Origin of the sequence: Ruegeria atlantica (assembly GCF_013032005.1) — a bacterium.
Lineage (GTDB): Bacteria > Pseudomonadota > Alphaproteobacteria > Rhodobacterales > Rhodobacteraceae > Ruegeria > Ruegeria atlantica_A.
Map to the genome: position 1 here is coordinate 600,995 of NZ_WQBE01000001.1, position 23,784 is coordinate 624,778.

A 23,784-nucleotide genomic window follows, 5' to 3' on the forward strand; every position below is an offset into this window, starting at 1 on the left:
TCGGGCTTCCTGGTTTAAGGATCTGCCCTGCTGATTACCCCTGAACGTCCGGCAGGGCCACCCCTGCTTTCTGCAAGGCCTCCCAGATTTTCCGATCACGGTCATAGACATCCCGGCGATACTGAACCTCACCCTTGGGGCCGACATAAGCCGTGCGGTAGATCAGGTGAACCGGAACATGCTGTTCCAATTGCACCGTGGTTTCCTTACCCGTGGCCAGAACACGCTGAAAAAACGCCTTTGGGTTTTCTTCCTGCTTGGCCAACAACGCATAGGCGAAATCAAACGGATCTGCTAGGCGGATACACCCGTGCGAGAACGCCCGCACCTCACGCGCGAACAGACTTTTCTGAGGCGTATCATGCAGATAGATGTTGTACTTGTTAGGGAACATGAACTTCACCAGCCCAAGCGCATTGCTTTTGCTGGGCGGTTGGCGCATCGCAAACGGAAAGTTTCGCGCGTTGAACTGGGTGAAATCCACCGCGCCGCGATTGACCTGCCGACCGCTGCGGTCGGTGATCTGGATATGGCCGACGGCGTTGGGATTTGATTGCAGTTGGGGCAGGTATTCCTTGGTGATGATCGAGCGCGGCACATACCAACTGGGGTTGATGACCATATGCTCCATCTCGTCCGAGAACTCGGGGCTGCGTCGGTCATGTGTGTTCTTGCCGATCACCGTGCGCGTTTCGAACGTGACCAAACCGTCATCGACAATCTTGGCCGAGAAATCAGCCTGATTTACCAAAATGTGCCGCTCACCCCGTTCGCGCGGCAACCAGCGCTCGCGCTCCAATGCGACATAGACAGCCTTTAGACGGTCTGCGGCGCTGCGGTTCAGCTCGGAAATCGTGCCCTGACCGGCCACACCGTCCGGCGCAAGACCATGATCTGTCTGGAATGCTTGCACGGCACCCAACAAAGCCGAATCGAAATCCGGATTGGCCGTTGGACGCAGATATCCCATGGAAACCAAACGGTTCCGCAGCTTTATTACATTGGGCCCAGTGTCACCATACTCCAACTTGGCAACAGGAACCGTCGCGCCCCAACCGCCTTGATGGATGAGGTCCTGCAGCACCAACTTGTGCTTCATCAACGCCCGGTACTGGGTTGTTTGCGGGGCCAATTGATCGAAATACGAGCCATTTTCCCCTGCGATCAACCCCTGCAAGTGCTCCTTTGTCGAAGCCCTTTGAACCTTGCGCACTAACCCATCATCAATCTGGGATGGGCGCAGCGCGCCCGACTGAAGATTGCGCGCGTATTCAGCGAAAGCGCGGGTCAGACTGATCTCAACAGCGCCCAGATCGCGCGTCGTACGGGCCTCTTGCATCTGTTCCACAAGGGACTGGACGCTCTCCGAACCCTGCGGCAATCCATGCATATCAGTCGATGACAAGGCCTGGATCAGCCGTGCGCGGCGCGCCGAATGTAGCGGCGTTTCGCCAACCCAAACCGGGGCAAAACCATTCTCGCGGTAAAACTCGGCGATTCCTGACCCCGAGGGCGCAAATTCGGCAACAGCCATCTGAAACGCCGTCGCTGGCCGGGTGTCTGCATTCACTACGGACGCCGAAGCCAGAAAACATGCGGTGAAAATAATACCAGAACGGGTCCGAATACCTGAGAACATTGGATGGCCTTGATTATTCATTATTTTACGCAGCAGAAATGCGCGCGGATCAAATATGGTTACGCCTTGGGCGCGTTGTCTATTCACAAACGTATCAACCTGGCGCATCTTTCGGTGCGTGATGCGTCTTTGCATCGCCCGGCGGAAATGCGCCGCCAAATGTCTCAATATTATACATATTCGCATCACCTGCGCAAAAAACTGCCGAAATTTCCCCCTTGAATTGATGAATCCGAAAGACTTCTTGGCGGACAAAACCGACTGTGTCATAAATCCCGCATCTGGGATGGGAAAAAATTAATATCGCGCGCGTAACATCGTGTGCAGGCAGGAACAGTACGGGACGAAACTGAAATGACGATGAGCAGTACATCGGGCTTGACCCGGCGTGCCCTTCTGGGCGCATTTGCAGCTACGGCAGTTGTGGCCGCACCGACCTATTCCAATGCAGCAGGTTTCCTTCGAGGCGGCGGCGATATCCGACGTATTCGTATGTATTCCGGTCGCACCGGCGAACGGATTGATATGATATATTGGGTCGATGGAAAATACATCAAGGACGCTGTCAAAGAAGTGAACCACTTCATGCGTGACTGGCGGACTGATCAAAGCAAAGACATGGATCTGCGCACGATCGACATCATGGCTGCATCGCATAACCTTCTGGACGTAAATGAGCCCTATATGCTGCTGTCCGGCTATCGTTCTCCGCAAACCAACGCGATGCTTCGGTCTCGTTCTCGTCGGGTTGCCAAGAACTCATTGCACATGAAAGGCCAAGCGGCTGACCTGCGCCTGTCGTCGCGTTCAGTGTCGCAAATGGCCAAGGCTGCAATGTCCTGCCGCGCTGGTGGAGTGGGCAAGTACTCCCGCTCGAATTTCGTCCATATGGACTGCGGTGAGGTCCGTAGCTGGGGCGGTTAACACTTCCAAAATCTTAAAAAACAACGAGCGCCTCTGGGCGCTCTTTGTTTTTAAGTAACCTAGAATTACTCCTTATGAAAAGAACAGTTCAACCTCGATGAACTGCGTTCCATCGACCAGATATTGTCGCTTACCGGACTGTATCAGAACCAGTCATCATAGCGTCAAATTAAGGGACGCAGTCTCCAATATAAGACACTCAGAATAACTGCTAATGCGAGGTGGTATGGCGCACCTGAGAGGATTCGAACCTCTGGCCTCTGCCTTCGGAGGGCAGCGCTCTATCCAGCTGAGCTACAGGTGCCTTGGCCGTTAGCTATCCTTGTTCCGATCCGGGTGCAACTGAAAATCCACCCGGATCGACCAGCTTTTAGGCAAACAAATCATGCGCCAGTTCAAGGGCATCGACCAGCGTGTCGACCTCATCTTTGGTGTTGTACAGTCCAAAGCTGGCGCGGCAGGTGGCGGTCACGCCGAAAAAATCCATCAGTGGACCAGCGCAATGATGACCGGCCCGCACGGCAACCCCTTTTTTGTCGAGGATCGTCGACACGTCATGCGCATGCCCTGCCCCATCCAGCGTAAAGCTGAAAATAGCGGCCTTATCGGGACGTGTGCCTTGTACCTGCAGCCAGTTCAAACCGGTCAGCCGCTGCATCGCATAGTCGCGAAGCGCGCCTTCGTGGGCGGCGATGTTCTCCATCCCCAGGTCCATCATATAGTCAAGCGCCACGCCTAAACCAATCGTTTGCACGATACCGGGTGTTCCGGCCTCAAACTTCATTGGGGGGTCGTTGTAGATCACCTGATCTTTGCTGACCTCTTTGATCATGTCGCCGCCACCGATGAAGGGGCGCATCTCGGCCATGCGTTCGGATTTAATATAGATCGCGCCCGAACCGGACGGGCCATACAGCTTGTGCCCGGTGATTGCATAAAAGTCGCAGCCGATATCCGACACATTGACCGGCATATGCACGGCACCCTGGCTGCCGTCGACCAGCACCGGAACGCCTTTGGCATGCGCACCTTCGGTAATGGCCTTAACATCCACCACCGTTCCCAGCACGTTCGAGCATTGCGTGACCGCGACCAGCTTGGTCTTGGGACCGATTGCATCGATCACGGCCTGCGGGTCCAGCCCGCCATCCGCATCGATATCGACCCACTTCAGGACAACCCCCTGCCGTTCGCGCAGGAAATGCCAGGGAACGATGTTGGCGTGATGCTCCATGACGCTAAGGACAATCTCATCCCCGGCCTGAAGGCGCGGCATCGCCCAGCCATAGGCCACAAGGTTGATCCCCTCGGTCGTGCCCGAGTTCAGGACGATCTCATTCTCATCCGCCGCCCCAAGGAAACGGGCGATGGTGCCGCGGACGGACTCGTACTTTTCGGTCGCGAGGTTGGACAGGTAATGCAGGCCACGATGCACATTCGCGTATTCCTCGGCATAGGCGCGGGTCACCGCGTCGATCACAACCTGAGGTTTCTGCGCAGAGGCACCATTGTCCAGATAAGTCAGCGGTTTGCCGTTTACCTCACGCGACAGAATCGGAAAGTCCGCGCGGATTTTTTCTACGTCATACATGGTCTTCATATCCCTATACCGGGCCGCTGGGTGTTAGAGCGAGGACAAAGGGGGCTGCGATCAACGCAGACAACACTATGACCCCAAAGGATTTCCAAAGCGTTCCAAACTTATGCGCTTCATTGAGGAAATGCAGCGTGACGTAAAGGCTCACCAGCGCTGTGGCAAACAAAAACAGCACCATCAAAACCGGAACGAAAATTGCCAGCACAAGCGTTACGAACATCGCCGCGCTTTGCAGGAACTGCAACCAGACCGTCAGCGTCATGATCTCGTCGAATGACGCGCGCCCGCCCAGCAAACGCCCGACGAACAGGAACGCCGCAATGCTGAACATCATTAGGGCTGCCGAGCGGATAAGGCTCATGAAAATCGGTTCGGGTGCAGGAACATTCAGGCCTTCCGGCGAAGGAACCAGATATTCGATCCCAAACTGCACCAGCCCATTCAAAACGACGGCCAGACAGAAGGCCAGCCACAGAACTTCGCGCCCGACGCGAAAGGATAATAGGTGCCGGGCCGCTTCAGCCGGGTTGACCAGCGTCAGGACCGCAATGTTACCTAGGGTCGAGAAATTCATTCCGCCTGCCTTTGTGTTTGTCTCAGGCCCGCCAGCCAGAACCAGATAAACACGCCAAACCAGGCTGCCCCTACCAGGGTTAACGCAGGTCCTGGCCCGATGAGACCCGCCACCAGACCGTTCAACAACACCAATGGTGTCGACGACAGTAAAGCCCAAAACAAAGCCAGACGGGCACCGTAAGCCGTGCCGCGACCGCCAACCAAACGAGCGGCCCCGTAGGATACGAACGCCAGAAGGTAAAACAGCAACGGCAGTATGAAAACAGTGCCTAGCAAAGCCGCGGCCATCAGCGCGTTCAGCTCAAGCCCTTCCAAATGCGCCCGCCGCGCGAGGCCGGGAAGCTGTGCGATGAAAGCCACCACGCAAAACCCCATGACAAAGACCAAGGCCCTGTCTTCCCGCTGCCCCAAATCCAGAAGCCGACGCACGACGCGCCCCGGCCCCCGGTACGTGGCCACGATATCCGATGTGACTGGCATCAGCTGCGGCGCGCCAGCCAATCTTCCAAACGGTTCACGATCTTTTCAGCAACTTCGCTGTCTTCGATCTCGTCCACCGCTTCGGCCAGAAAGGCCAGTGTCAGCATGTTGGTTGCGTCTTTGACCGGAACGCCGCGTGATCGCAGGTAGAACAGAGCCGTCTCGTCAATCGCGCCCGAGGTCGAGCCGTGTGAACAGGCCACATCATCGGCATAGATCTCAAGCTCGGGCTTGGCGAGGAACTGGCTGTCGTCGTCCAACAGAAGCGACTGGCTGATCTGATAGCCATCTGTCTTCTGCGCGCCTTCTTTCACGAGGATCTTACCCTGGAAGACGCCGGTCGCACCGTTGCGCAGAACCTTCTTGAACACCTGGCGGCTTTCGCAGTTCACCGCGTCATGGGTGATAAACACTGTGTCGTCATGGTGAAAATCACCGTCTCCGACACATGCACCTGCCACATGGGCAACCGCATCATCTCCGGTCAGTTCCACGACCTGCTCATTGCGGGTCAGAACGCCGTTTGCGGTCAGGGTAAATGACTTATAGGTCGATTCCGTTCCCAGACGGGCGAACATATGAGTCATTGCCCGACGTTCATGATCGCGACCTTGCGCGCGCACATGATGCAGCGTCCCATTGTCGGCGATGTCGATCTCCATCACCTTGTTAAAGCGCGACGCGGCCGGACCAACCTCAAGCACGGTGACTTCGGCATCTGGTTCGACACGGATCACGTGATGCAGCATCGCGTCCGATGTTTCCGAGGCGTGACGATACATCAGGCAGATCGGCTTGGACGGTTTGCCTGTCACATGGATGGCAACACCATCTTTGGCAAAGGCTGTGTTCAGCGCAGCCAGCGGACGCGGCACTGGGGTCTGGCCACGGCTCTCTAACGCGCCATACAGCTCTTTGGCCCAGTGAATATCCTTGCCGCAGATATCCTCGATCCGGTCGATCATCACCCCCTCAAGTGTCAGATCATCGGATTCCTCGGGGCTGAATACTCCGTCGACGAAGACAATTTTCAGATTGTCCATGTCTTCGAAAATCATGGGCTCGCCCGCATCGAAAACCTCGGCGCGCGGTGCTTGAGCCGAGATCAGCGTATCAGGACGTGTGTACTTCCAGTACTCATCGCGACGGCCAGGCAGGCCCATCTCTTGCACACGCGCAAGCGCATCCTCGCGTGCGGCACGGGTGCATCCGCACATCTCGGGCATGGCCAGGGATGCCAGCCGCTCCTCGGTTGCGGTCAGTTTCTCTTGTGGCAAAGCCATCAGTTCACCTCGGCCAGAATGTCGGCATAGCCGTTATGTTCAACTTCCAACGCCAGCTCGGGTCCGCCGGTCTTCACGATACGACCGTCAGCCATGATGTGTACGACGTCCGGTTTGATGTGATCCAGCAGCCGCTGATAGTGGGTGATGACCAAAAAGCTGCGACCTTCGTTGCGCAGCGCGTTCACGCCTTCGGACACCAGCTTCATCGCATCCACGTCGAGACCCGAGTCGGTTTCGTCCATGATGCACATCTTGGGTTCCAGCATAGCCATCTGCAGGATCTCGTTGCGCTTTTTCTCACCGCCCGAGAAACCAACATTGACCGGACGCTTGAGCATATCGGCGTCGATTTTCAGCGTCTTGGCCTTGGCGCGCACTTCTTTCAGGAAGTCTGCCGCTGACAGCTCCTCTTCTCCGCGCGCTTTCCGCTGAGCGTTTACCGCCGTGCGCAGGAAAGTCATGTTGCCAACGCCGGGAATTTCGACCGGATACTGGAACGCAAGAAAGACGCCAGCGGCAGCACGCTCTTCTGGCTCCATGTCCAGCAGGTCTTCGCCTTCCAACGTCGCCGTACCTTCGGTGACTTCATAGCCGTCACGTCCCGAAAGCACATAGCTGAGCGTCGATTTGCCCGAGCCATTCGGTCCCATGATCGCGTGTACCTTGCCAGGCTCGACCGTCAGGTCCACACCCTTGAGGATTTGCTTATCTTCGTCTTCAAGCTGTACGTGCAGGTTTTTGATTTCCAGCATGTTTTCTCTTTCTGCCCCAGTCAGGGAGCGCGTATCGTTTCAGGTTGTTTTGTGCAATTGGTCAACATAACTATTCGCGGATTCCTCAGAAATTTCTCCACGTTTCAATAGTTCTGTCAGAGAAAGAGCCGCGACATCGAAGCTTTCGAATACCGAGTCGGCCAGAATGGCGAGGTGCTTTAGTTTTTCGCTTTCCACTTTATCCAAGTTCAACAAGTTTCGCAGAAACACTGCGTCCCCATCGGTCAACTGGTTGGCGTGAAACCTTGGGCGCAGGCGTTTGGACAACTTGCTTCCATGCAACGCTCTCGGTTTGAAGAAGAGAAACTTGTGAAGAGAGTATCCGTATCTTTCCAAAACAGTCATCTGAGCATTCAACAGTGGTTGGTCCTGGTAGATGGGAATCGCAGCCACTTCAGAAATAACCGCGCATGCCTCGCTCAGCTTTTTGCCACCTTCTTCAAAAATCTGGGTCTCGGCACCCTGAACGTCGATTTTGAGCAAATCAAACTCGGGCAAGCCTTCAATATCGTCCAGACGATGTCCGACAACATCCAACTTTTCTTTAAGCGTGAGTTGTTTGTCCCACTTCCCTAGAGTTGCCAACCAATCCGGATTTGGCTCGTAAAAAGACGTAAAACCACTGCTCCTGTAGACGTTGAGCGTTTGTTCACCTCCGCACCCCACAGCATACGGTAGATAGTGTTCCTGCGATCCTGCTGACTCAACCAATTGGGCATATGCCTCTGGTTGAGGTTCAAAACCCCACACTTCACACAGCTTCGCATCCCTGAGTTTGTAGTAGGGTGATTCATCTAGTGGATTGGCTCCGATATCCACGACGCGCGTTAATCTTGCCGGACCGAGAAGATCGATCAGGTGGTGCAACCTGTTGATGTCAAAAAATTTTGGCATTTCACAGTCGTCCCAGAGGAAGCCTTTTCCAGATTGCTTCTACCCAACCGAGCCTTCCAGCGAGATTGCAACAAGCTGCTGCGCCTCCATAGCAAACTCCATCGGCAATGCCTGCAGCACGTCCTTGCAGAACCCGTTGACGACCAAGGCCACGGCTTCTTCCTCGTCCATACCGCGCTGGCGGCAGTAGAACAGCTGATCGTCGTCCACTTTGGATGTCGTCGCTTCGTGTTCCACACGGCTCGAGTTGTTCTTGACCTCGATATACGGAACCGTATGTGCGCCGCATTTGTCACCGATCAGCAGGCTGTCACACTGCGTATAGTTCCGGCTGTCCTTCGCCTTGGGGTGCATCGAAACCAGCCCGCGATAGGTGTTCTGCGCCTTGCCCGCGCTGATGCCCTTGGACACGATGCGCGACTTTGTGTTCTTGCCCAAGTGAATCATCTTGGTGCCGGTATCGGCCTGCTGATAATTGTTGGCAATCGCGATCGAATAGAACTCACCTTGGCTTTCATTGCCACGCAGGATGCAGGACGGGTATTTCCAGGTCACGGCCGAGCCGGTTTCGACCTGCGTCCACATCACCTTGGACCGGTCGCCCCGGCAATCCGCCCGCTTGGTCACAAAGTTATAGATACCGCCCTTGCCGTTTTCATCACCGGGGAACCAGTTCTGAACGGTCGAGTATTTAACTTCAGCATCTTCTTCGACGATGATCTCAACCACAGCGGCATGCAACTGCGCGGTATCACGTTGCGGCGCGGTGCAGCCTTCCAAATAGGACACATATGATCCCTTATCGGCGATGATCAGCGTGCGTTCGAACTGACCAGTGTTTTCGGCGTTGATGCGGAAATAGGTGCTCAGCTCCATCGGGCAGCGAACACCCGGTGGGATGTAAACGAACGATCCGTCCGAGAATACGGCCGAGTTCAGCGTGGCATAGAAGTTGTCGGATACCGGAACCACAGTGCCCAAGTACTTCTTAACCAGTTCAGGGTGTTCCTTGATCGCCTCAGAGATCGAGCAGAAGATCACACCAGCTTTGGCAAGCTCATCCTTGAAGGTCGTACCAACAGAGACCGAGTCAAATACCGCGTCCACAGCGACCTTACGGCCCTCGGCGGGCGCATTCTCGGCGCCTTCGACGCCGGCCAAAATCATCTGTTCTTTCAGCGGAATGCCCAGCTTTTCATAGGTGGCCAGCAGTTTGGGGTCGACCTCGTCCAGCGATTTTGGCTTTTCTTCCATCGACTTGGGACGGGCATAGTAATACTGGTCCTGAAAGTCGATCGGCGGGTAATGTACCATCGCCCAGGTCGGCTCTTCCATCTTGGTCCAGCGTTCAAAGGCCGACAGACGCCATTCGGTCATCCATTCGGGTTCTTCGTTTTTGTCAGAGATCAGTCGAACGATATCCGGGTTCACACCTTTGGGCGCGTACTCCATTTCGATATCGGTATCCCAGCCGTATTTATAAGTGCCAGCCTCGCGCACCGCGTCCACGGTTTCCTGATCGACACCTTCTTTTACCTGGGTCTGGTCCAAAGCGGCCATTTCCTTCACTCCGTCAGATCACGCGGCACGCGCGCGATGCTTTTTCTCTTTTTCCAGCCACGTTTCAGCGAAACGCAGCACATCTTCTTTCGTCGTAAAAGGTCCCAGCGAAACGCGTATTGCGCTGGCTGCCGTGACCTCATCATACCCCATTGCCGTGAGGACCGCGCTGGCGCGCACCTTGCCACTGGAACAGGCAGAACCCGCGCTGATGGCAAACCCCGCCAGGTCCATTTGCATGACCTGCGTTTCGCCTTTCCATCCCGGGGTGGCAAAACACAATGTGTTAGGCAGGCGATCCTGATCCTTTCCGACAAAAATAGTCAATTTAGAACCGGCCTCAAGGGCATTTTCTAGAATATTTCTAATTTCTTTGACCTGGTCCCAAACCCCATTGGAAAGATCCCGTGCAGCGGCTTCTGCTGCGGCCCCGAAGCCCGCGATTCCAATGACATTTTCGGTACCCGACCGGCGCCCCATTTCCTGACCACCGCCTTGGATTTGGGCAGGCAAATCCGTGCCGCGTTTCATCACAACAGCACCAACACCCTTGGGGCCACCCAATTTATGCGCTGAGATCAGCGCCATTTGGGCACCCAGCCAGTTGAAGGCCACCGGTAGTTTTCCAAAAGCTTGCGTCGCATCGGTTACAGCAAGCCCCGCAGGCAAAGCCTGCACGATACCGGTTTCCGAATTCGCCAGCTGCAAGGTCGATTGAGCAGGATCGGAGACTTGAACGCGGCCCGAGGCGTCCGCTGGCAAGTCTTCTGTAATCCAGGATCTTACCGCGTCATGCTCAACAGCAGATCCATGCAGGCCACGCCCGCGTAAGGTCAGCGCCGCCCCCTCGGTGGAACCCGACGTGAATACGATATCCGCCCCATCCGCACCAAAGGCCGCCGCGATTTGCGCCCTCGCCTTCTCGATCAAGGCCTTGGCGGCACGTCCCTCGGCATGCACCGAAGACGGGTTGCCGCAAACCTCCATCGCCGCGATCATCGCCTCTCTGGCCTCGGGGCGCAAAGGAGTCGTGGCATTATGATCCAGGTAAACACGACTCATGGAGTCACCTTTTCACGAATGCGAATTGGTATCGCGTTTTCATAGACCAAGTGCATAATCTCACTCGTCCACCACTGCAAACAGGCTAGGAACCGCGGGACACGGGGCCAAATCGTTCCTGATTACGTCCGACAGTCGGGTTTGATGCAGAAAAACATAAACATGGGCGCTTAGCCCTTCCCACAAGCGGTTGCTTAGCGATTGCGCCCGGCTTCCTGATGACGCACCCGACGCCCCTGCGCCTTTTTGCAGCGCATCCACTGTTTCGTCGACCGCCGACAGAATCTCGACCACGCGAATTTCCGAAGGCGACCGCGACAACCGATACCCACCACCCGGTCCGCGAACCGATGAGACCAGATCGGCTCGGCGTAGTTTCACGAACAATTGCTCAAGATAAGGCAGTGAGATGTCCTGCCGCTCAGAAATCTCACTCAGCGTTACAAGCGTATCTGTCGGTTGCAGGGCGATATCGGCCATAGCTACCATCGCGTAGCGACCCTTGGTCGAAAGCTTCATTCTCGTCCCCTTTTGGTCGATAACGCGCGAAAACATTGACGCCGCCGCTGCCAGTGCGTATCTCCGACGGGCAGCGCATTGCGCAATGCAAAATTATTAGAACCGTTCTAAGGTGCCCGACGATAACCGTCAAGTATATCCCGGCACCAAGAAGAAAAAGACAGGACCAAAGCACACATGCCCGAGGTGATTTTTCCCGGACCCGAAGGCCGCCTGGAAGGCCGCTACCACCCGCAAAAGGAAAAAGACGCACCGATCGCCATCGTGCTTCATCCGCATCCTCAATTTGGCGGGACCATGAACAACAAGGTGGTCTACAACCTGCATTACGCATTCTACAACATGGGCTTTACCGTTTTGCGGTTCAATTTCCGTGGCGTGGGTCGCAGCCAGGGTGAATACGACCAGGGTGTTGGTGAGTTGAGCGACGCAGCCTCGGCGCTGGATTACCTGCAGTCAATGAACAACAACTCGAAACACTGCTGGGTCGCGGGTTTCTCGTTTGGTGCATGGATCGGAATGCAGTTGTTGATGCGGCGCCCGGAAATCACCGGCTTTATCAGCGTGTCACCCCCTGCAAATATGTACGACTTTTCGTTCCTGGCACCCTGCCCGTCCTCGGGCCTGATCATCAACGGATCAGCCGACCGCGTGGCACCACCTGCGGACACAACCTCGCTGGTGAACAAGCTGCACGAACAAAAGGGAATCACCATCACCCATAACGAGGTTGATGGCGCCGATCACTTCTTCCAGGATCGTCACATGGATACTCTGATGACCGATGTCAGCGACTATGTGAAACGCCGCCTGACCGAGAACACACGCTGATGTCTGACACCATCACCACCCTGGCCGCCAAGCTGGCCGAGGACACAATGAAAGTGATGGATGAAACCGGCGACGACCGTTTCTTTGTCGAAGTGGGCGAACATCTGGGTGCGTCCTCGCAGACTTTGGAAGAAGCCTTCCTGACCGAAATTCGCGTGCGGTTGGCCGAGCGCAAAGCCCGCAAGTTCGTGATCCAGAGGCTCTCGGATCACCGCTCCAAATTGAAAGCGATCGAAAAACAATGACAAACAGACTGTCCGCGCAAATCGAATTTCTCAAACGCGTGGACAGGCTGAAATCGGTCGATCGCGCGAATTTTCTTCTGGATCAATCCCGCGCTGAAAACGCGGCAGAACACAGCTGGCAACTCGCGCTTTGGGCGCTGGTTATGCAACCCTTGGCTGATGAAGGTGTCAGCATTGATCGGGTCATCCGCATGCTGTTGCTGCATGATTTGGTCGAAATCATTGTCGGCGATCATCCGATCCATCTGCAAACCGATTGGCAAGCGGTCGAACGGGCCGAGCAAGCCGCCGCGTCAGAATTGTTCGATCTTTTGCCCGAAGATCAGGCCGAGGCTTGTCTGAACCTGTGGCAAGAGTTCGAAGCCGATCAGACCCAAGACGCCAGATTCGCGAAATCCCTTGATCGCTGCCAGCCGATGTTTCAGGTCCTCTGCGCCGCAGCCCCGAGGGCGGATCACAAAGCTATTGTTCAGGACAATCTGAACGGCGGGCGGGCCGCTTATCTGAAGACCGAATTTCCAGACGCCTATACCGCAGCGCAAAGCCTGCTGATCGGAGACACCCCTGCACAGACTTCATTCTCAGCTCGCCTTGGATTTCTTGCCGAAAGCGACCAACTGAAATCCGTCTACCGGGCTTCGCGCTTGCTCAGCGGTGAGCGGTTCGAGAATTCGGCCGAGCATTCATGGCACATCATGCTGTACGCTTGGATTCTGTCCGAATACGCAGCACCCGATGTGTCCATTGACCGCGTTTTACAAATGCTTCTGCTGCATGATGTTGTTGAGATCGACGCCGGGGATAACCCCATTCATGGTCATGTCGACCACGCGGCCCAAGAAGCTGAAGAACAAGCCGCAGCAGAGCGCCTGTTCGGGATGCTACCGGATAATCAAAAGGCGACCTTTCTGTCTCTGTGGCATGAGTTCGAAGCAGCCGACAGTCCCGATGCCCGCTTTGCCAAGGCAGTCGACCGTTTTCAGGCACCAGTCGGAAACCTGGCAACGGGCGGCGGATCATGGGTGGATTATGATGTCAGTTATGCGCAGATCGAAACCCGTGTCGGCACTCCGGTCAAACGCGGCGCACCCGACTTATGGGCGTGGTTGCAACCCCAGCTAGATGCCTATTTCGCTGCCACGGCAACCATGTAGGAAAAGAAAAAAGAGGCGCAAAGGCCTCTTTTTCCCTTGTTTCGGCAGGCGCTCAAACCTGAAAACTATCTAACCGTTCAACAAACTTGGCCGCGTTTTTGTCGACGGACCCCCCGCCAGCAAGCCACCCAAGCGCCACGATCAAAGCCGAAACAAAAACTATTATTCCTGCAAATTTCGTCATGCGATGTAACCCGGAAAACAAAAATCATTAAAAAACAACGCGTTTTTAACATAACCTAGGGTCAAAAAATAGTCAGGTTATCCATACTTCCCAAATGGCTAGTGTTTTTGCCTTAGCGTCATTGCGCATGTCGAGATTCCGAAATTTTGCTTGCTCGCTTTGCCGTTTTCATGCTCAACCTCGCAAAACATTTGTCGAGATACCTACCGTGCCCAAAGCCTATCTGATCTTGTTGCTGGCGGTCATCGCAGAGACCATCGGCACAACATCCCTGCAAGCCAGCCAACAGTTCAGTCGTTTCTGGCCCTCCGTTCTGGTGGTTGTCAGTTATGGCATTGCTTTTTACCTGCTGGGCCTGACGCTAAGATTCATGCCGGTCGGAATTGTTTATGCGATATGGTCCGGGCTTGGCATCTTTCTGATCGCGATCATTGGCTTCATTGTTTTCGGGCAAAGGCTGGACTGGCCCGCCGTCATTGGATTGATCATGATTTTGGCCGGAATCCTGATCATTCACCTGTTTTCCAAGACGGCCGGTCACTGATCGCCGGTTAGGGCTGGTCTATTTGGTCAAACCACGCTATGCGCGCGGCAACTTCCCGTTCAAAGGCTGACCTCTCATGGACCTGCGCAATATCGCAATCATCGCTCACGTGGACCACGGCAAGACGACCCTGGTGGATGAGCTGCTCAAACAATCCGGCGCGTTCCGGGAAAACCAAGCTGTGGCTGAACGCGCCATGGACAGCAACGATCTTGAACGCGAGCGTGGCATCACCATCCTGGCCAAAGCCACCTCGGTCGAGTGGAAGGGTACGCGCATCAACATCGTCGACACCCCCGGCCACGCAGATTTTGGTGGCGAGGTTGAGCGGATTCTCAGCATGGTCGACGGCGTTGTATTGCTGGTCGATGCCGCCGAAGGCCCGATGCCACAGACCAAGTTTGTGACCTCCAAGGCGCTTGCGCTGGGACTGCGCCCGATCGTCGTTTTGAACAAGGTCGACAAGCCCGACGCCGAACCCGACCGCGCGCTGGACGAATGTTTCGACCTGTTCGCCAACCTTGGCGCTGATGATGACCAACTGGACTTCCCGGCAATGTACGCATCGGGCCGTTCGGGCTGGGCAGATATGGAACTGGACGGACCGCGCAAGGACCTGACCGCGCTGTTCGACCTGATCGTTGATCACGTCCCTGCCCCGCAACAGGCCGAACGCAAGGACGAACCGTTCCGCATGCTGGCGACCACGCTGGGCAGCGATCCGTTCATTGGCCGTATCCTGACTGGCCGCGTGGAAAGCGGCACGCTGAAGGCGGGCGACAGCCTCAAGGCGCTGTCCCGCGATGGCACCCTGATCGAGAACTTCCGCGCGTCGAAAATTCTGGCGTTTCGTGGCCTCGCGCAGCAACCCATCGACGTGGCCGAAGCTGGGGACATCGTCACCATCGCAGGGATGAGCAAAGCCACTGTTGCGGATTCGTTGGTATCCCCGCAGGTCGAAGAGGCTCTGCCGGCCCAGCCCATCGATCCACCGACCATCACTGTGACCTTTGGCATCAACGATTCCCCTCTGGCAGGTCGTGACGGCAAAAAGGTCCAATCCCGCGTCATTCGTGACCGACTGATGAAAGAGGCCGAATCCAACGTCGCCATCCGCATCACCGATACCCCCGGGGGCGAGGCGTTTGAGGTCGCGGGTCGTGGCGAATTGCAAATGGGCGTTCTGATCGAGAATATGCGCCGCGAAGGGTTCGAACTCAGCATTTCGCGCCCGCAGGTTCTGTTCCGTGAGGAAGACGGCCAGCGTCTGGAACCCATCGAAGAAGTCACCATTGACGTGGATGATGAATTCTCGGGCTCGGTGATCGAAAAGATCACCGGCGCGCGCAAAGGTGAACTGGCCGAAATGCGCCCCGCCGGTGCAGGCAAAACCCGGATCATCGCACACGTCCCTTCACGCGGGTTGATCGGGTATCATGGCGAGTTCCTGACAGACACACGTGGCACCGGCGTTCTGAACCGCGTGTTCCACGGCTGGGCCGCGCACAAGGGCCCGATCCCGGGCCGTCGCGCAGGCGTTCTGATCTCGATGGAGAAGGGTCAGGCCGTGGCTTATGCCCTGTGGAACTTGGAAGAGCGTGGCCGCATGTTCGTTGCCCCACAAACCGACGTTTACCAGGGCATGGTTATCGGTGAGCATTCGCGCGACAATGATCTGGAAGTAAACCCTCTCAAGGGTAAAAAGCTGACCAACGTTCGCGCAAGCGGATCTGACGATGCCGTACGGCTTACGCCCCACGTTCAGTTCTCGCTGGAAGAGGCGATTGCTTATATCGATGATGATGAATTGGTTGAGGTCACCCCAAACGCTGTTCGTCTACGCAAACGCTTTCTGGACCCGCATGAACGCAAGCGTATGGCAAAATCTGCCTGAGTCACCCATAGGTTTAGTTTCCAAGATGGCAACAATGTCACACATTGGATGAATTTACACGCCATCTTGGTATAATAACACATGAAAAGCCCGCCGTTTCGGTGGGCTTTCTCTTTGTTTTCAATGTATTTTATGTGTGCAGAATTTTTTACCAACAAAAATTCAAAGTATGCCCCTCTTGCAAATGTGACCTAAAATAGGTGTAATTGTGGTTGAAGTGTGGCACAATTATTGTGTCAAAACGTCAAGCACGAATTGTCGTGCGATAGTGTTAGTAACGAGTTCTGAAGGAGCTACGCCATGCGCGTGAAAACTCATTTATTATCTTTTGTATTTGTCTCAGCAACATTACCATTCATCACCGCCAGCGCGGCGCAGGCGGAAAGATGCAACATCAAAACAGCCCGACAATCGGTATCGACAGAAACGTTGTGCGGCTGCTCAGTCGTCGATACGCGCATGTTGCGCTATATCCAACGCCGAGCTGATTTCGAGGACATTCTGGCCCGTACACTTGATAGTTGTCCGGCTTTTGCGGCTGTCCTGACTGATTTGCCAACGGCGTCCACGGCTGCATCTGATCGCGATAGTGACAGCGACACCTTTGGCGCTTCAGGCAACGGTGATAACGGCGGCGGCAGCAGTGACGACGGCGGCGGCAACAATGGCGGCGGCGGCGGTGGTGGCGGCAATAACGGCGGCGGCGGCGGTGGCGGCGGCGGCAATAACGGCGGCGGCGGCGGTGGCGGCGGCGGCAATAACGGCGGCGGCGGCAACAATGGCGGCGGTGGCAATTCCGGCAACGGCAACGGCGGCAACAATGGCGGCGGTGGCAATTCCGGCAACGGCAACGGCGGCAACAATGGCGGCGGTGGCAATTCCGGCAACGGCAACGGCGGCAATAACGGTGGCCCGGGCAATGGAAACGGGAACGCCGGAAACAGCGGTAATGGCGGCGGCAACAACGGTGGCTCAGGACCGGGCACCGGCAATGGCGGCAGCAATAATGGCCAAGGCGGCGGTAGCGGCAATGGCGGTGGCGGTTCCGGGAACGGCGGCAGCAATGGCGGCGGCACCGATGGCGGCAGTGGCAACGGCGGCAATAATGGTGGCCCGGGCAATGGGAACGGGAACGCCGGAAACAGCGGTAATGGCGGCGGCAACAACGGTGGTTCAGGACCGGGCACCGGTAATGGCGGCAGCAATAATGGCCAAGGCGGCGGTAGCGGCAATGGCGGTGGCGGTTCCGGGAACGGCGGCAGCAATGGCGGCGGCACCGATGGCGGTAACGGAAACGGCGGCAATAACGGTGGCCCGGGCAATGGGAACGGGAACGCCGGAAACAGCGGTAATGGCGGCGGCAACAACGGTGGCTCAGGACCGGGCACCGGCAATGGCGGCAGCAACAACGGACAAGGTGGCGGCGGCGGCGGCAACGGTAATGGCGGCAGCACAGGCGGCGCTTCTGGTGGAAACGCTGGCGGCCCCGGCAGTGGTGGAACGTTTTAACCGAACAGCTGCATCTGACTTGCGTCCTTAGATTCGGATTGAATAGTCAGACCAAGCTAAAACCTATGGAATGCACAAAGGGCGACCTCCGGGCCGCCCTTTTTTCCCTCAAGCCTGAGGGGGAATGGAAAAAGTCTCAGCTACGACCGTAAACGCCGACCCAACCGCTGGGTTTCCTGGGGTTTTGCATGCGAAGGAACAGATATTGCGTGGCGGCCCACGGTTTGATCTGATTGGTTAGGTTATCCAAAACCAAATCCCCGGCTGCCGAGCGATAGACAAGCACGGCATGTGAATTGCGCTTTGCATCTAACACAGTCGCGATCAGCAATTTACTGGGATCAACCCCGGCCCGAATTAAATCGCGTTTCTTAAGCAGCGCAAAATCTTCGCAATCTCCACCACGAGAGGTCGGCAAGGCCCATCTTTCCGCGGTCCGATATTGCGACCGATCTGTTACCGCGCGTGTCGTCGCATTCACTTGACGATTTACGTGCTGAATAATCTGCATCTCTTTCTGGCTCGACATGGATACAGTTGCTTTGGTCGAACACGCCCATCTGTATTGACGGCACAATTGCCGAGCGCCTGACGGCGGCGGCGACACGGCTGCAATCTGGATAAAGCGTCCCTCGGTTGCTTGTGCATCGGTGCCAACACCCAAAGTTCCTAACGCCAATGCGGATACAGCAACCAGTCGACCAATTGATGAGATCAACCGTGCAGATACATCTCTGAGTTCATTGCTCAACAGCTTCATGCCTGTTCCTCGACCATTATTCATCCTCGCAATTGCGGACAAACAGGACCGTAGATCGTTTAGCTTAACTATCAGTAGACGGGGCCGTTTGCGCAATCTGAGGTGAAGTTGCAAGGAAAAAGAGGCGGAAATTCGTTCCGCATTTTGACCATTTCAGGCAAGAATTGTGAGGGCTCGGCCACAATCCAAAAGTTACGTTAGGTTAACTTAGCGCAAGTTATTGAAGGCAAATAACTGTAATATATAGAAATATTGCGATGTCAAAAAAGCCAGACGACTCATCAAGTTGCCTGGCTTATCCATTGGCTAAATTCCGCTTACACAACCAGAAGTTGGCCAATCTTTGGCGGTCGAGTTTTATTCAGTGGTCTCGACAACCATCAGTTCCCGCTCACTGGCCCCGCGCGCGTGGTCCAGCGCCTGCTGATATTCTGGAGAATTGTAGCAATCGACAGCGGCCTCGACCGAGGGGAATCGGGCAACGACATTGCGCGGACGCTCTTTCCCTTCAAGCTGAACAAACCGCGCTGCGCGGGCAATAAACGTGCCACCGTGCTTGGCAATCGCTGGCCCTGCCAGTTCAGCATATTTGCCATAGGCCTCGTTGTCTGTCACGGTCACGTGGGCAATCCAAAGTGCCGGCATTTTATCCTCCCAAAACTTGTTCTGCGGCTTTGATTGCCGCTTCTGAATTTGACGCATCCCGGCCACCGCCCTGCGCCATGTCCGGGCGTCCGCCGCCACCCTTGCCACCCAGTTCGACCACTGCAGCCCGTACCAAATCAACGGCTGAAACCTTGTCGGTCAGGTCCGATGTTACACCAGCAGCCACGGCAGCCTTGCCACCGGCATCCGCAATCAACAGCACCGCGCCCGAGCCCAGACGGCTTTTGTGTTCGTCAATCAATGCAGGTAGATCCTTGCCGGAAACTCCGCTCAGCGCCTGCGCCAGGAAAGGCACACCGTTCACTTCGCGCGTCTCGGCTCCGCCGCCCTGCCCTGCACCACCGGCCATCGCCAGATCACGGCGCAACTGAGCAACCTCGTTTTGCAAGGCTTTGCGCTCATCCAGCAGAGACTTGACACGGGTGACCACATCATCCGGCTGCGCTTTCAATTCCGAAGCGATCTTACCCAGCCGCTGATCTTGCGCGGACAGATGCCGGAATGCCTCATCCCCGGTCAGCGCCTCGATCCGGCGCACACCGGCACTGCTGGCACTGTCACCCAGTACAACAAACGTGCCGATATCACCGGTCTGACGCACATGCGTGCCGCCACACAGTTCGATAGACCATGTATCACCGTCATGACCCTTGCCTGTCTGAGCTTTACCCATCGACACAACCCGGACTTCGTCACCGTACTTCTCACCAAACAACGCCTGCGCACCCAGTTCGCGCGCATCGTCGGGCGTCATGATTCGCGTTTCAACGGTCGAGTTCTGGCGAATGAATTCATTCACTTCACGTTCAATCTTTTGAATCTCATCAGGGCTAAGCGCTTTGGAATGGCTGAAATCGAAACGCAGCCGATCTGATGCATTCAGCGAACCGCGCTGTGCCACGTGATCACCCAGCGTTTCACGGAGCGCCTCGTGCAGCAAGTGCGTGGCCGAATGGTTGGCCCGGATCGCTGTTCGACGGGCATGATCAACCTCAAGCTCAACAGCATCGCCCTTCGACAAAGTACCCTGACTTACCGTGACCCGATGCGCATAAACCTTACCTTCTGCAAACTTGCGCGTGTCTTCGACCTGCCCCACGTCTTGCAGGTTCTCAAGACGCCGAATTTCCCCGGTGTCACCAACCTGACCACCAGCTTCGCCATAGAATGGCGTCTGGTTCACGACAACCCATCCCGAGCCGCCCTTTTCAATCTTGTCAACCAAAGCGCCATCAACCACCAGAGCTGCCACCTGCCCTTCGGCTTTTTCGGTGTCGTAACCCAGAAAATCGGTGGCGCCCGCTGCATCCAGCACATCAAACCAAACAGCCTGATCCGCTGACTCACCGGACCCGGCCCAAGCGGCGCGGGCCTTGGCTTTTTGCTCGGCCATGGCCGCATCGAACCCGTCCGTATCCACAGTCCGGCCTTTTTCACGCAATGCATCTTGCGTTAAATCCAGTGGGAAACCGTAAGTGTCATACAGCTTGAACGCCGCTTCACCAGACAATGCACTGCCTTCAGGCAGGATAGAGATCTCATCATCCAACAGCTTCAGACCGCGATCCAGCGTCTGTTTAAAGCGGGTTTCTTCCAGCAGCAGCGTCTCTTCGATCAGGGCTTGCGCCTGACCAAGCTCGGTATATTGCGCGCCCATCAGTTGCACCAGCGCGGGCACCAACCGGTGCATGACCGGGTCTTTCGCGCCCAGCAAATGCGCGTGACGCATGGCGCGGCGCATGATCCGCCGCAGAACGTAGCCTCGCCCGTCATTCGACGGCATCACACCATCTGCGATCAGGAACGACGTCGAACGCAGGTGATCTGCAATCACCCGGTGATGCACGTTCTGATCACCATAAGGATCAACACCCGTGGCGTCCGCCGACGCCTCAATCAGGGTTTTGAACAGGTCCGTGTCATAGTTGTCATGGCTTCCTTGCAGCAGCGCCCCAATCCGCTCCAGCCCCATGCCGGTGTCGATCGACTGCATGTCGAGTTCGACCATCGAACCGTCTTCGAACTGCTCGTTCTGCATGAAAACGATGTTCCAGATTTCAATGAACCGGTCGCCGTCTTCCTCGGCCGATCCGGGAGGGCCACCCCATATGTGATCGCCATGATCATAGAAAATCTCGGTACACGGACCGCACGGGCCGGTGGGGCCCATCTGCCAGAAGTTGTCATTGGTGGCGATACGGATGATCCGGTCTTCTGGCACACCAACCTTCTTCCAGATTTCAAACGCCTCATCATCGGTGTGATAGACAGTGGTCAGCAGGCGGTTCTTGTCGACACCGAATTCCTTAGTGATCAACTCCCAGGCAAACGGGATTGCCTCAGGCTTGAAATAATCACCGAACGAGAAATTCCCCAACATTTCAAAGAACGTGTGGTGCCGTGCGGTATAGCCCACATTGTCCAGATCGTTGTGCTTGCCGCCCGCGCGCACACATTTCTGAGCGGTGGTCGCACGCTGATAGTCGCGGGTTTCCACACCGGTAAACAGGTTTTTGAACTGCACCATCCCCGAGTTCACGAACATCAGCGTCGGGTCGTTGCGCGGGACCAGAGGGCTGGACGGCACCACTTCGTGCCCCTGTTTGTCAAAGTAGTTCAGAAAGGTTGATCGGATATCATTCAGCGTGGGCATAAGGCTCTCTCGGCGCGCAATCATATTGTGTCAAAACGGGTTTATCCCTGTCCCTGCGGATAGTCCACAGCGTTGGACTCGCAGAACGAAACAAGGCGACCCCGATGGACCGCCTTGTTTCGGATTTTCTGAGCACTGGCTGTGTGACGCGGAATTTTTTCCGTTCCCGTCAGCGAGCGTTTATGCCTCGAGGATATCATCATCCTCAGTCGCGCCGGGCGGCATTTCGAAATCCAGACCGTGTGCTGCGCGAATCTTGTCTTCAATCTCAAGCGCGGCGCGGCTGTTGTCGCGCAGGTATTGCTTGGCATTCTCTCGCCCCTGCCCGATCCGTTCGTCGCCATAGCTGAACCACGAGCCCGACTTTTCGACCACGCCGGCCTTGACGCCCAGATCCAGCAGTTCGCCCATCTTGCTGATGCCTTCGCCATACATGATGTCGAATTCCACCTGCTTGAAGGGCGGCGCCACCTTGTTCTTGACCACTTTGACGCGGGTCTGGTTGCCCACAACCTCATCGCGATCCTTGATTGCACCGATGCGGCGGATATCCAGGCGGACCGAGCTGTAGAATTTCAGCGCGTTACCACCGGTCGTGGTTTCCGGGCTACCGAACATCACACCGATTTTCATCCGAATCTGGTTGATGAAGATGACCATACAATTCGAGCGGCTGATTGAACCGGTCAGTTTACGCATCGCCTGGCTCATCAAACGGGCTTGAACGCCGACATTGCTGTCACCCATGTCGCCTTCCAACTCGGATTTCGGCGTCAAAGCCGCAACAGAGTCGACGACAACCATGTTCACCGCACCCGAGCGCACCAACGTATCGGTAATCTCTAGCGCCTGTTCGCCGGTGTCGGGCTGTGAGATCAGCAACTCGTCCAGATCGACGCCCAGCTTGCGCGCATATTGCGGGTCCAGCGCATGTTCCGCGTCAACAAAAGCGCAAACACCACCACGCTTTTGCTGTTCGGCAATGCAGTGCAACGTCAGCGTCGTCTTACCAGAGCTTTCTGGCCCGTAAATTTCAACGATCCGACCCATCGGTAGGCCGCCAATCCCCAGAGCAATATCCAGACCCAGAGAGCCGGTCGAGCTGGCCTCGATGTCCTGCTTGGAATCCTCGCCCAGCTTCATGATCGAGCCCTTGCCGAACTGGCGTTCGATCTGGGCCAGCGCGCTGTCGAGCGCCTTTTGCTTGTCTGCGTTTTTCTTGTCGCTCATCGTCAGAAGATCCGCCATTGTCCTGTCGCCTTCCCTTTTGTCACACCCTTGAACGGGCGGCAATCGCTGCTTTGTTCGCCTCTTGTTCCTTATGAGACCAAAAAGAGAACATTTCAACTAAAACTTACAATACTTACTGTTGGGCAATTGTGTTAAAGAGTCGTTTACGCCAATCTGCACCCGTAACAGAGATCGGCAAAAGGCAAATAAATGCTTGTTTTCTATAAGGAACGCCTTGCGTTTCTGGCTGTTCCAAAGACCGGCAGCACGGCCTATCACTCAGCCCTGCGCGAGCGCGCCGATTTTGTCGTAACGGGTCCACCGGATCTGAAACACGCTCCTGTGCGGCGCTATGACCGCTTTTTTCAGAACATTTTTCGGAAAATGTACGACACCGAAATGGAGATCATGGCCGTCGTACGCGAACCGATCGACTGGCTGGGCAGTTGGTACCGTTTCCGCAGCCGCGATGACCGGGTCGGGCATCCGCATTCAACTCGTGACATATCCTTTGACGATTTTGTGCAGGCCTATATGAAATCTCCGCGCCCCGATTTCGCGGATGTGGGCAGCCAAAGTCAGTTTTTCCGCACCCGAAGCAACGGTTTTGGTGCAAGCCATGTCTTCAAATACGAAAATCAGGATAAGATTTTGAACTTCCTTCAGGATCGTCTGAACATGCAGATTAACCTGCAGCAGGAAAATGTCTCACCCCGACGTGAGCTTGCCCTGTCACTTGAAACCGAGCGAAAGTTTCGAAAACGCCACGACGCCGAGTTCATATGCCACGACGCTGCACTTTGA

24 protein-coding genes and 1 tRNA gene are annotated in these 23,784 nt (G+C 55.9%); 9 read left to right on the top strand and 16 right to left on the bottom strand.

The window, feature by feature from the left end; all coding sequences use genetic code 11:
* Positions 1 to 34: 34 nt before the first annotated feature.
* A complete protein-coding gene (locus GOX21_RS02960) occupies positions 35 to 1,639 on the bottom strand; it encodes a L,D-transpeptidase family protein (protein ID WP_170375386.1) in 1,605 nt (534 codons plus the stop codon).
* Positions 1,640 to 1,642: 3 nt separating this feature from the next.
* Between GOX21_RS02960 and GOX21_RS02965 the strand changes: the two genes are divergently transcribed.
* The gene (locus GOX21_RS02965) at positions 1,643 to 1,861 is read left to right on the top strand and encodes a hypothetical protein (RefSeq protein ID WP_170348743.1); all 219 of its coding nucleotides are present in this window, start codon (positions 1,643 to 1,645) and stop codon (positions 1,859 to 1,861) included.
* A 132-nt stretch (positions 1,862 to 1,993) separates the two neighbouring features.
* The gene (locus GOX21_RS02970; protein ID WP_170348744.1) at positions 1,994 to 2,563 is read left to right on the top strand and encodes a YcbK family protein; all 570 of its coding nucleotides are present in this window, start codon (positions 1,994 to 1,996) and stop codon (positions 2,561 to 2,563) included.
* Positions 2,564 to 2,790: 227 nt separating this feature from the next.
* On the opposite strand, the gene GOX21_RS02975 is transcribed toward GOX21_RS02970, so the two are convergent.
* The 10 genes from GOX21_RS02975 to GOX21_RS03020 all read right to left on the bottom strand — a co-directional run bounded on the left by GOX21_RS02975 (position 2,791) and on the right by GOX21_RS03020 (position 11,310).
* Positions 2,791 to 2,867, bottom strand: a tRNA-Arg gene (locus GOX21_RS02975).
* A 66-nt stretch (positions 2,868 to 2,933) separates the two neighbouring features.
* Complete coding sequence (locus tag GOX21_RS02980; protein WP_170358520.1) at positions 2,934 to 4,154, bottom strand: cysteine desulfurase; 1,221 nt, start codon at positions 4,152 to 4,154, stop codon at positions 2,934 to 2,936.
* Between the two features lie 13 nt (positions 4,155 to 4,167).
* Positions 4,168 to 4,734: a Yip1 family protein gene (locus GOX21_RS02985; protein ID WP_170375388.1), complete on the bottom strand. Its 567-nt coding sequence runs from the start codon at positions 4,732 to 4,734 to the stop codon at positions 4,168 to 4,170.
* Positions 4,731 to 5,216: a YIP1 family protein gene (locus GOX21_RS02990; protein ID WP_170348747.1), complete on the bottom strand. Its 486-nt coding sequence runs from the start codon at positions 5,214 to 5,216 to the stop codon at positions 4,731 to 4,733. Before GOX21_RS02990 ends, GOX21_RS02985 begins: the two co-directional genes overlap by 4 nt.
* A complete protein-coding gene (gene sufD / locus GOX21_RS02995) occupies positions 5,216 to 6,499 on the bottom strand; it encodes a Fe-S cluster assembly protein SufD (RefSeq protein ID WP_170348748.1) in 1,284 nt (427 codons plus the stop codon). Before sufD ends, GOX21_RS02990 begins: the two co-directional genes overlap by 1 nt.
* Positions 6,499 to 7,254: a Fe-S cluster assembly ATPase SufC gene (gene sufC / locus GOX21_RS03000; RefSeq protein ID WP_170348749.1), complete on the bottom strand. Its 756-nt coding sequence runs from the start codon at positions 7,252 to 7,254 to the stop codon at positions 6,499 to 6,501. Before sufC ends, sufD begins: the two co-directional genes overlap by 1 nt.
* Before the next feature lie 39 nt (positions 7,255 to 7,293).
* Entirely contained in the window at positions 7,294 to 8,169 is an 876-nt protein-coding gene (locus tag GOX21_RS03005; RefSeq protein WP_170348750.1) for an FkbM family methyltransferase, read from the bottom strand.
* Between the two features lie 39 nt (positions 8,170 to 8,208).
* A complete protein-coding gene (gene sufB / locus GOX21_RS03010; RefSeq protein ID WP_170348751.1) occupies positions 8,209 to 9,729 on the bottom strand; it encodes a Fe-S cluster assembly protein SufB in 1,521 nt (506 codons plus the stop codon).
* 18 nt (positions 9,730 to 9,747) lie between these two features.
* Positions 9,748 to 10,791, bottom strand: coding sequence for a cysteine desulfurase family protein (locus GOX21_RS03015; RefSeq protein ID WP_170375390.1), 1,044 nt, complete (start codon positions 10,789 to 10,791; stop codon positions 9,748 to 9,750).
* Between the two features lie 60 nt (positions 10,792 to 10,851).
* The gene (locus tag GOX21_RS03020; RefSeq protein ID WP_170348753.1) at positions 10,852 to 11,310 is read right to left on the bottom strand and encodes an Rrf2 family transcriptional regulator; all 459 of its coding nucleotides are present in this window, start codon (positions 11,308 to 11,310) and stop codon (positions 10,852 to 10,854) included.
* A gap of 177 nt (positions 11,311 to 11,487) precedes the next feature.
* Between GOX21_RS03020 and GOX21_RS03025 the strand changes: the two genes are divergently transcribed.
* The 5 genes from GOX21_RS03025 (at position 11,488) to typA (ending at position 16,162) form a co-directional block, all read left to right on the top strand.
* Positions 11,488 to 12,141, top strand: a complete 654-nt coding sequence (locus GOX21_RS03025) for an alpha/beta hydrolase (RefSeq protein ID WP_170348754.1) — start codon at positions 11,488 to 11,490, stop codon at positions 12,139 to 12,141.
* Positions 12,141 to 12,386 carry a hypothetical protein gene (locus GOX21_RS03030; protein ID WP_170348755.1) on the top strand — a complete coding sequence of 82 codons (246 nt, stop codon included), beginning with the start codon at positions 12,141 to 12,143 and terminating at the stop codon, positions 12,384 to 12,386. The genes GOX21_RS03025 and GOX21_RS03030 overlap by 1 nt, the downstream gene beginning before the upstream one ends.
* The gene (locus tag GOX21_RS03035) at positions 12,383 to 13,540 is read left to right on the top strand and encodes an HD domain-containing protein (protein WP_170375393.1); all 1,158 of its coding nucleotides are present in this window, start codon (positions 12,383 to 12,385) and stop codon (positions 13,538 to 13,540) included. Before GOX21_RS03030 ends, GOX21_RS03035 begins: the two co-directional genes overlap by 4 nt.
* 392 nt (positions 13,541 to 13,932) lie before the next feature.
* Positions 13,933 to 14,268: a DMT family transporter gene (locus GOX21_RS03040; RefSeq protein ID WP_367647910.1), complete on the top strand. Its 336-nt coding sequence runs from the start codon at positions 13,933 to 13,935 to the stop codon at positions 14,266 to 14,268.
* Between the two features lie 76 nt (positions 14,269 to 14,344).
* Positions 14,345 to 16,162, top strand: a complete 1,818-nt coding sequence (typA, locus tag GOX21_RS03045; protein ID WP_170375397.1) for a translational GTPase TypA — start codon at positions 14,345 to 14,347, stop codon at positions 16,160 to 16,162.
* Between the two features lie 314 nt (positions 16,163 to 16,476).
* On the opposite strand, the gene GOX21_RS03050 is transcribed toward typA, so the two are convergent.
* The gene (locus GOX21_RS03050) at positions 16,477 to 16,623 is read right to left on the bottom strand and encodes a hypothetical protein (RefSeq protein WP_170375398.1); all 147 of its coding nucleotides are present in this window, start codon (positions 16,621 to 16,623) and stop codon (positions 16,477 to 16,479) included.
* On the opposite strand from GOX21_RS03050, the gene GOX21_RS03060 reads away from it, so the two are divergent.
* The gene (locus GOX21_RS03060; protein ID WP_217353356.1) at positions 16,622 to 17,671 is read left to right on the top strand and encodes a hypothetical protein; all 1,050 of its coding nucleotides are present in this window, start codon (positions 16,622 to 16,624) and stop codon (positions 17,669 to 17,671) included. The genes GOX21_RS03050 and GOX21_RS03060 overlap by 2 nt on opposite strands.
* Before the next feature lie 136 nt (positions 17,672 to 17,807).
* On the opposite strand, the gene GOX21_RS03065 is transcribed toward GOX21_RS03060, so the two are convergent.
* The 4 genes from GOX21_RS03065 to recA form a co-directional block, all read right to left on the bottom strand.
* Positions 17,808 to 18,431, bottom strand: a complete 624-nt coding sequence (locus tag GOX21_RS03065; protein ID WP_170348760.1) for a transglutaminase-like cysteine peptidase — start codon at positions 18,429 to 18,431, stop codon at positions 17,808 to 17,810.
* Between the two features lie 357 nt (positions 18,432 to 18,788).
* Positions 18,789 to 19,076 carry a DUF1330 domain-containing protein gene (locus tag GOX21_RS03070; protein ID WP_170375402.1) on the bottom strand — a complete coding sequence of 96 codons (288 nt, stop codon included), beginning with the start codon at positions 19,074 to 19,076 and terminating at the stop codon, positions 18,789 to 18,791.
* A 1-nt stretch (position 19,077) separates the two neighbouring features.
* On the bottom strand, positions 19,078 to 21,750 hold the full coding sequence (gene alaS, locus GOX21_RS03075) for an alanine--tRNA ligase (RefSeq protein ID WP_170375404.1): 2,673 nt from the start codon (positions 21,748 to 21,750) through the stop codon (positions 19,078 to 19,080).
* A 180-nt stretch (positions 21,751 to 21,930) separates the two neighbouring features.
* A complete protein-coding gene (gene recA / locus GOX21_RS03080) occupies positions 21,931 to 22,998 on the bottom strand; it encodes a recombinase RecA (protein WP_170348763.1) in 1,068 nt (355 codons plus the stop codon).
* Between the two features lie 192 nt (positions 22,999 to 23,190).
* Between recA and GOX21_RS03085 the strand changes: the two genes are divergently transcribed.
* Entirely contained in the window at positions 23,191 to 23,784 is a 594-nt protein-coding gene (locus GOX21_RS03085; RefSeq protein WP_170375406.1) for a sulfotransferase family 2 domain-containing protein, read from the top strand.

Bases quoted from the DNA above. Each gene is read 5' to 3' on its own strand.
- recA (WP_170348763.1), bottom strand. From the start codon at position 22,998: ATGGCGGATCTTCTGACGATGAGCGACAAGAAAAACGCAGACAAGCAA.
- GOX21_RS03050 (WP_170375398.1), bottom strand. From the start codon at position 16,623: ATGCGCGTATCGACGACTGAGCAGCCGCACAACGTTTCTGTCGATACC.
- typA (WP_170375397.1), top strand. From the start codon at position 14,345: ATGGACCTGCGCAATATCGCAATCATCGCTCACGTGGACCACGGCAAG.
- sufD (WP_170348748.1), bottom strand. From the start codon at position 6,499: ATGGCTTTGCCACAAGAGAAACTGACCGCAACCGAGGAGCGGCTGGCA.
- sufB (WP_170348751.1), bottom strand. From the start codon at position 9,729: ATGGCCGCTTTGGACCAGACCCAGGTAAAAGAAGGTGTCGATCAGGAA.
- GOX21_RS03060 (WP_217353356.1), top strand. From the start codon at position 16,622: ATGTTGCGCTATATCCAACGCCGAGCTGATTTCGAGGACATTCTGGCC.
- GOX21_RS02980 (WP_170358520.1), bottom strand. From the start codon at position 4,154: ATGTATGACGTAGAAAAAATCCGCGCGGACTTTCCGATTCTGTCGCGT.
- sufC (WP_170348749.1), bottom strand. From the start codon at position 7,254: ATGCTGGAAATCAAAAACCTGCACGTACAGCTTGAAGACGAAGATAAG.
- GOX21_RS03005 (WP_170348750.1), bottom strand. From the start codon at position 8,169: ATGCCAAAATTTTTTGACATCAACAGGTTGCACCACCTGATCGATCTT.
- GOX21_RS03070 (WP_170375402.1), bottom strand. From the start codon at position 19,076: ATGCCGGCACTTTGGATTGCCCACGTGACCGTGACAGACAACGAGGCC.
- GOX21_RS03025 (WP_170348754.1), top strand. From the start codon at position 11,488: ATGCCCGAGGTGATTTTTCCCGGACCCGAAGGCCGCCTGGAAGGCCGC.
- alaS (WP_170375404.1), bottom strand. From the start codon at position 21,750: ATGCCCACGCTGAATGATATCCGATCAACCTTTCTGAACTACTTTGAC.
- GOX21_RS03065 (WP_170348760.1), bottom strand. From the start codon at position 18,431: ATGAAGCTGTTGAGCAATGAACTCAGAGATGTATCTGCACGGTTGATC.
- GOX21_RS02990 (WP_170348747.1), bottom strand. From the start codon at position 5,216: ATGCCAGTCACATCGGATATCGTGGCCACGTACCGGGGGCCGGGGCGC.
- GOX21_RS02985 (WP_170375388.1), bottom strand. From the start codon at position 4,734: ATGAATTTCTCGACCCTAGGTAACATTGCGGTCCTGACGCTGGTCAAC.
- GOX21_RS03020 (WP_170348753.1), bottom strand. From the start codon at position 11,310: ATGAAGCTTTCGACCAAGGGTCGCTACGCGATGGTAGCTATGGCCGAT.
- GOX21_RS02965 (WP_170348743.1), top strand. From the start codon at position 1,643: ATGGCCTTGATTATTCATTATTTTACGCAGCAGAAATGCGCGCGGATC.
- GOX21_RS03035 (WP_170375393.1), top strand. From the start codon at position 12,383: ATGACAAACAGACTGTCCGCGCAAATCGAATTTCTCAAACGCGTGGAC.
- GOX21_RS03015 (WP_170375390.1), bottom strand. From the start codon at position 10,791: ATGAGTCGTGTTTACCTGGATCATAATGCCACGACTCCTTTGCGCCCC.
- GOX21_RS03085 (WP_170375406.1), top strand. From the start codon at position 23,191: ATGCTTGTTTTCTATAAGGAACGCCTTGCGTTTCTGGCTGTTCCAAAG.
- GOX21_RS02970 (WP_170348744.1), top strand. From the start codon at position 1,994: ATGACGATGAGCAGTACATCGGGCTTGACCCGGCGTGCCCTTCTGGGC.
- GOX21_RS02960 (WP_170375386.1), bottom strand. From the start codon at position 1,639: ATGTTCTCAGGTATTCGGACCCGTTCTGGTATTATTTTCACCGCATGT.
- GOX21_RS03030 (WP_170348755.1), top strand. From the start codon at position 12,141: ATGTCTGACACCATCACCACCCTGGCCGCCAAGCTGGCCGAGGACACA.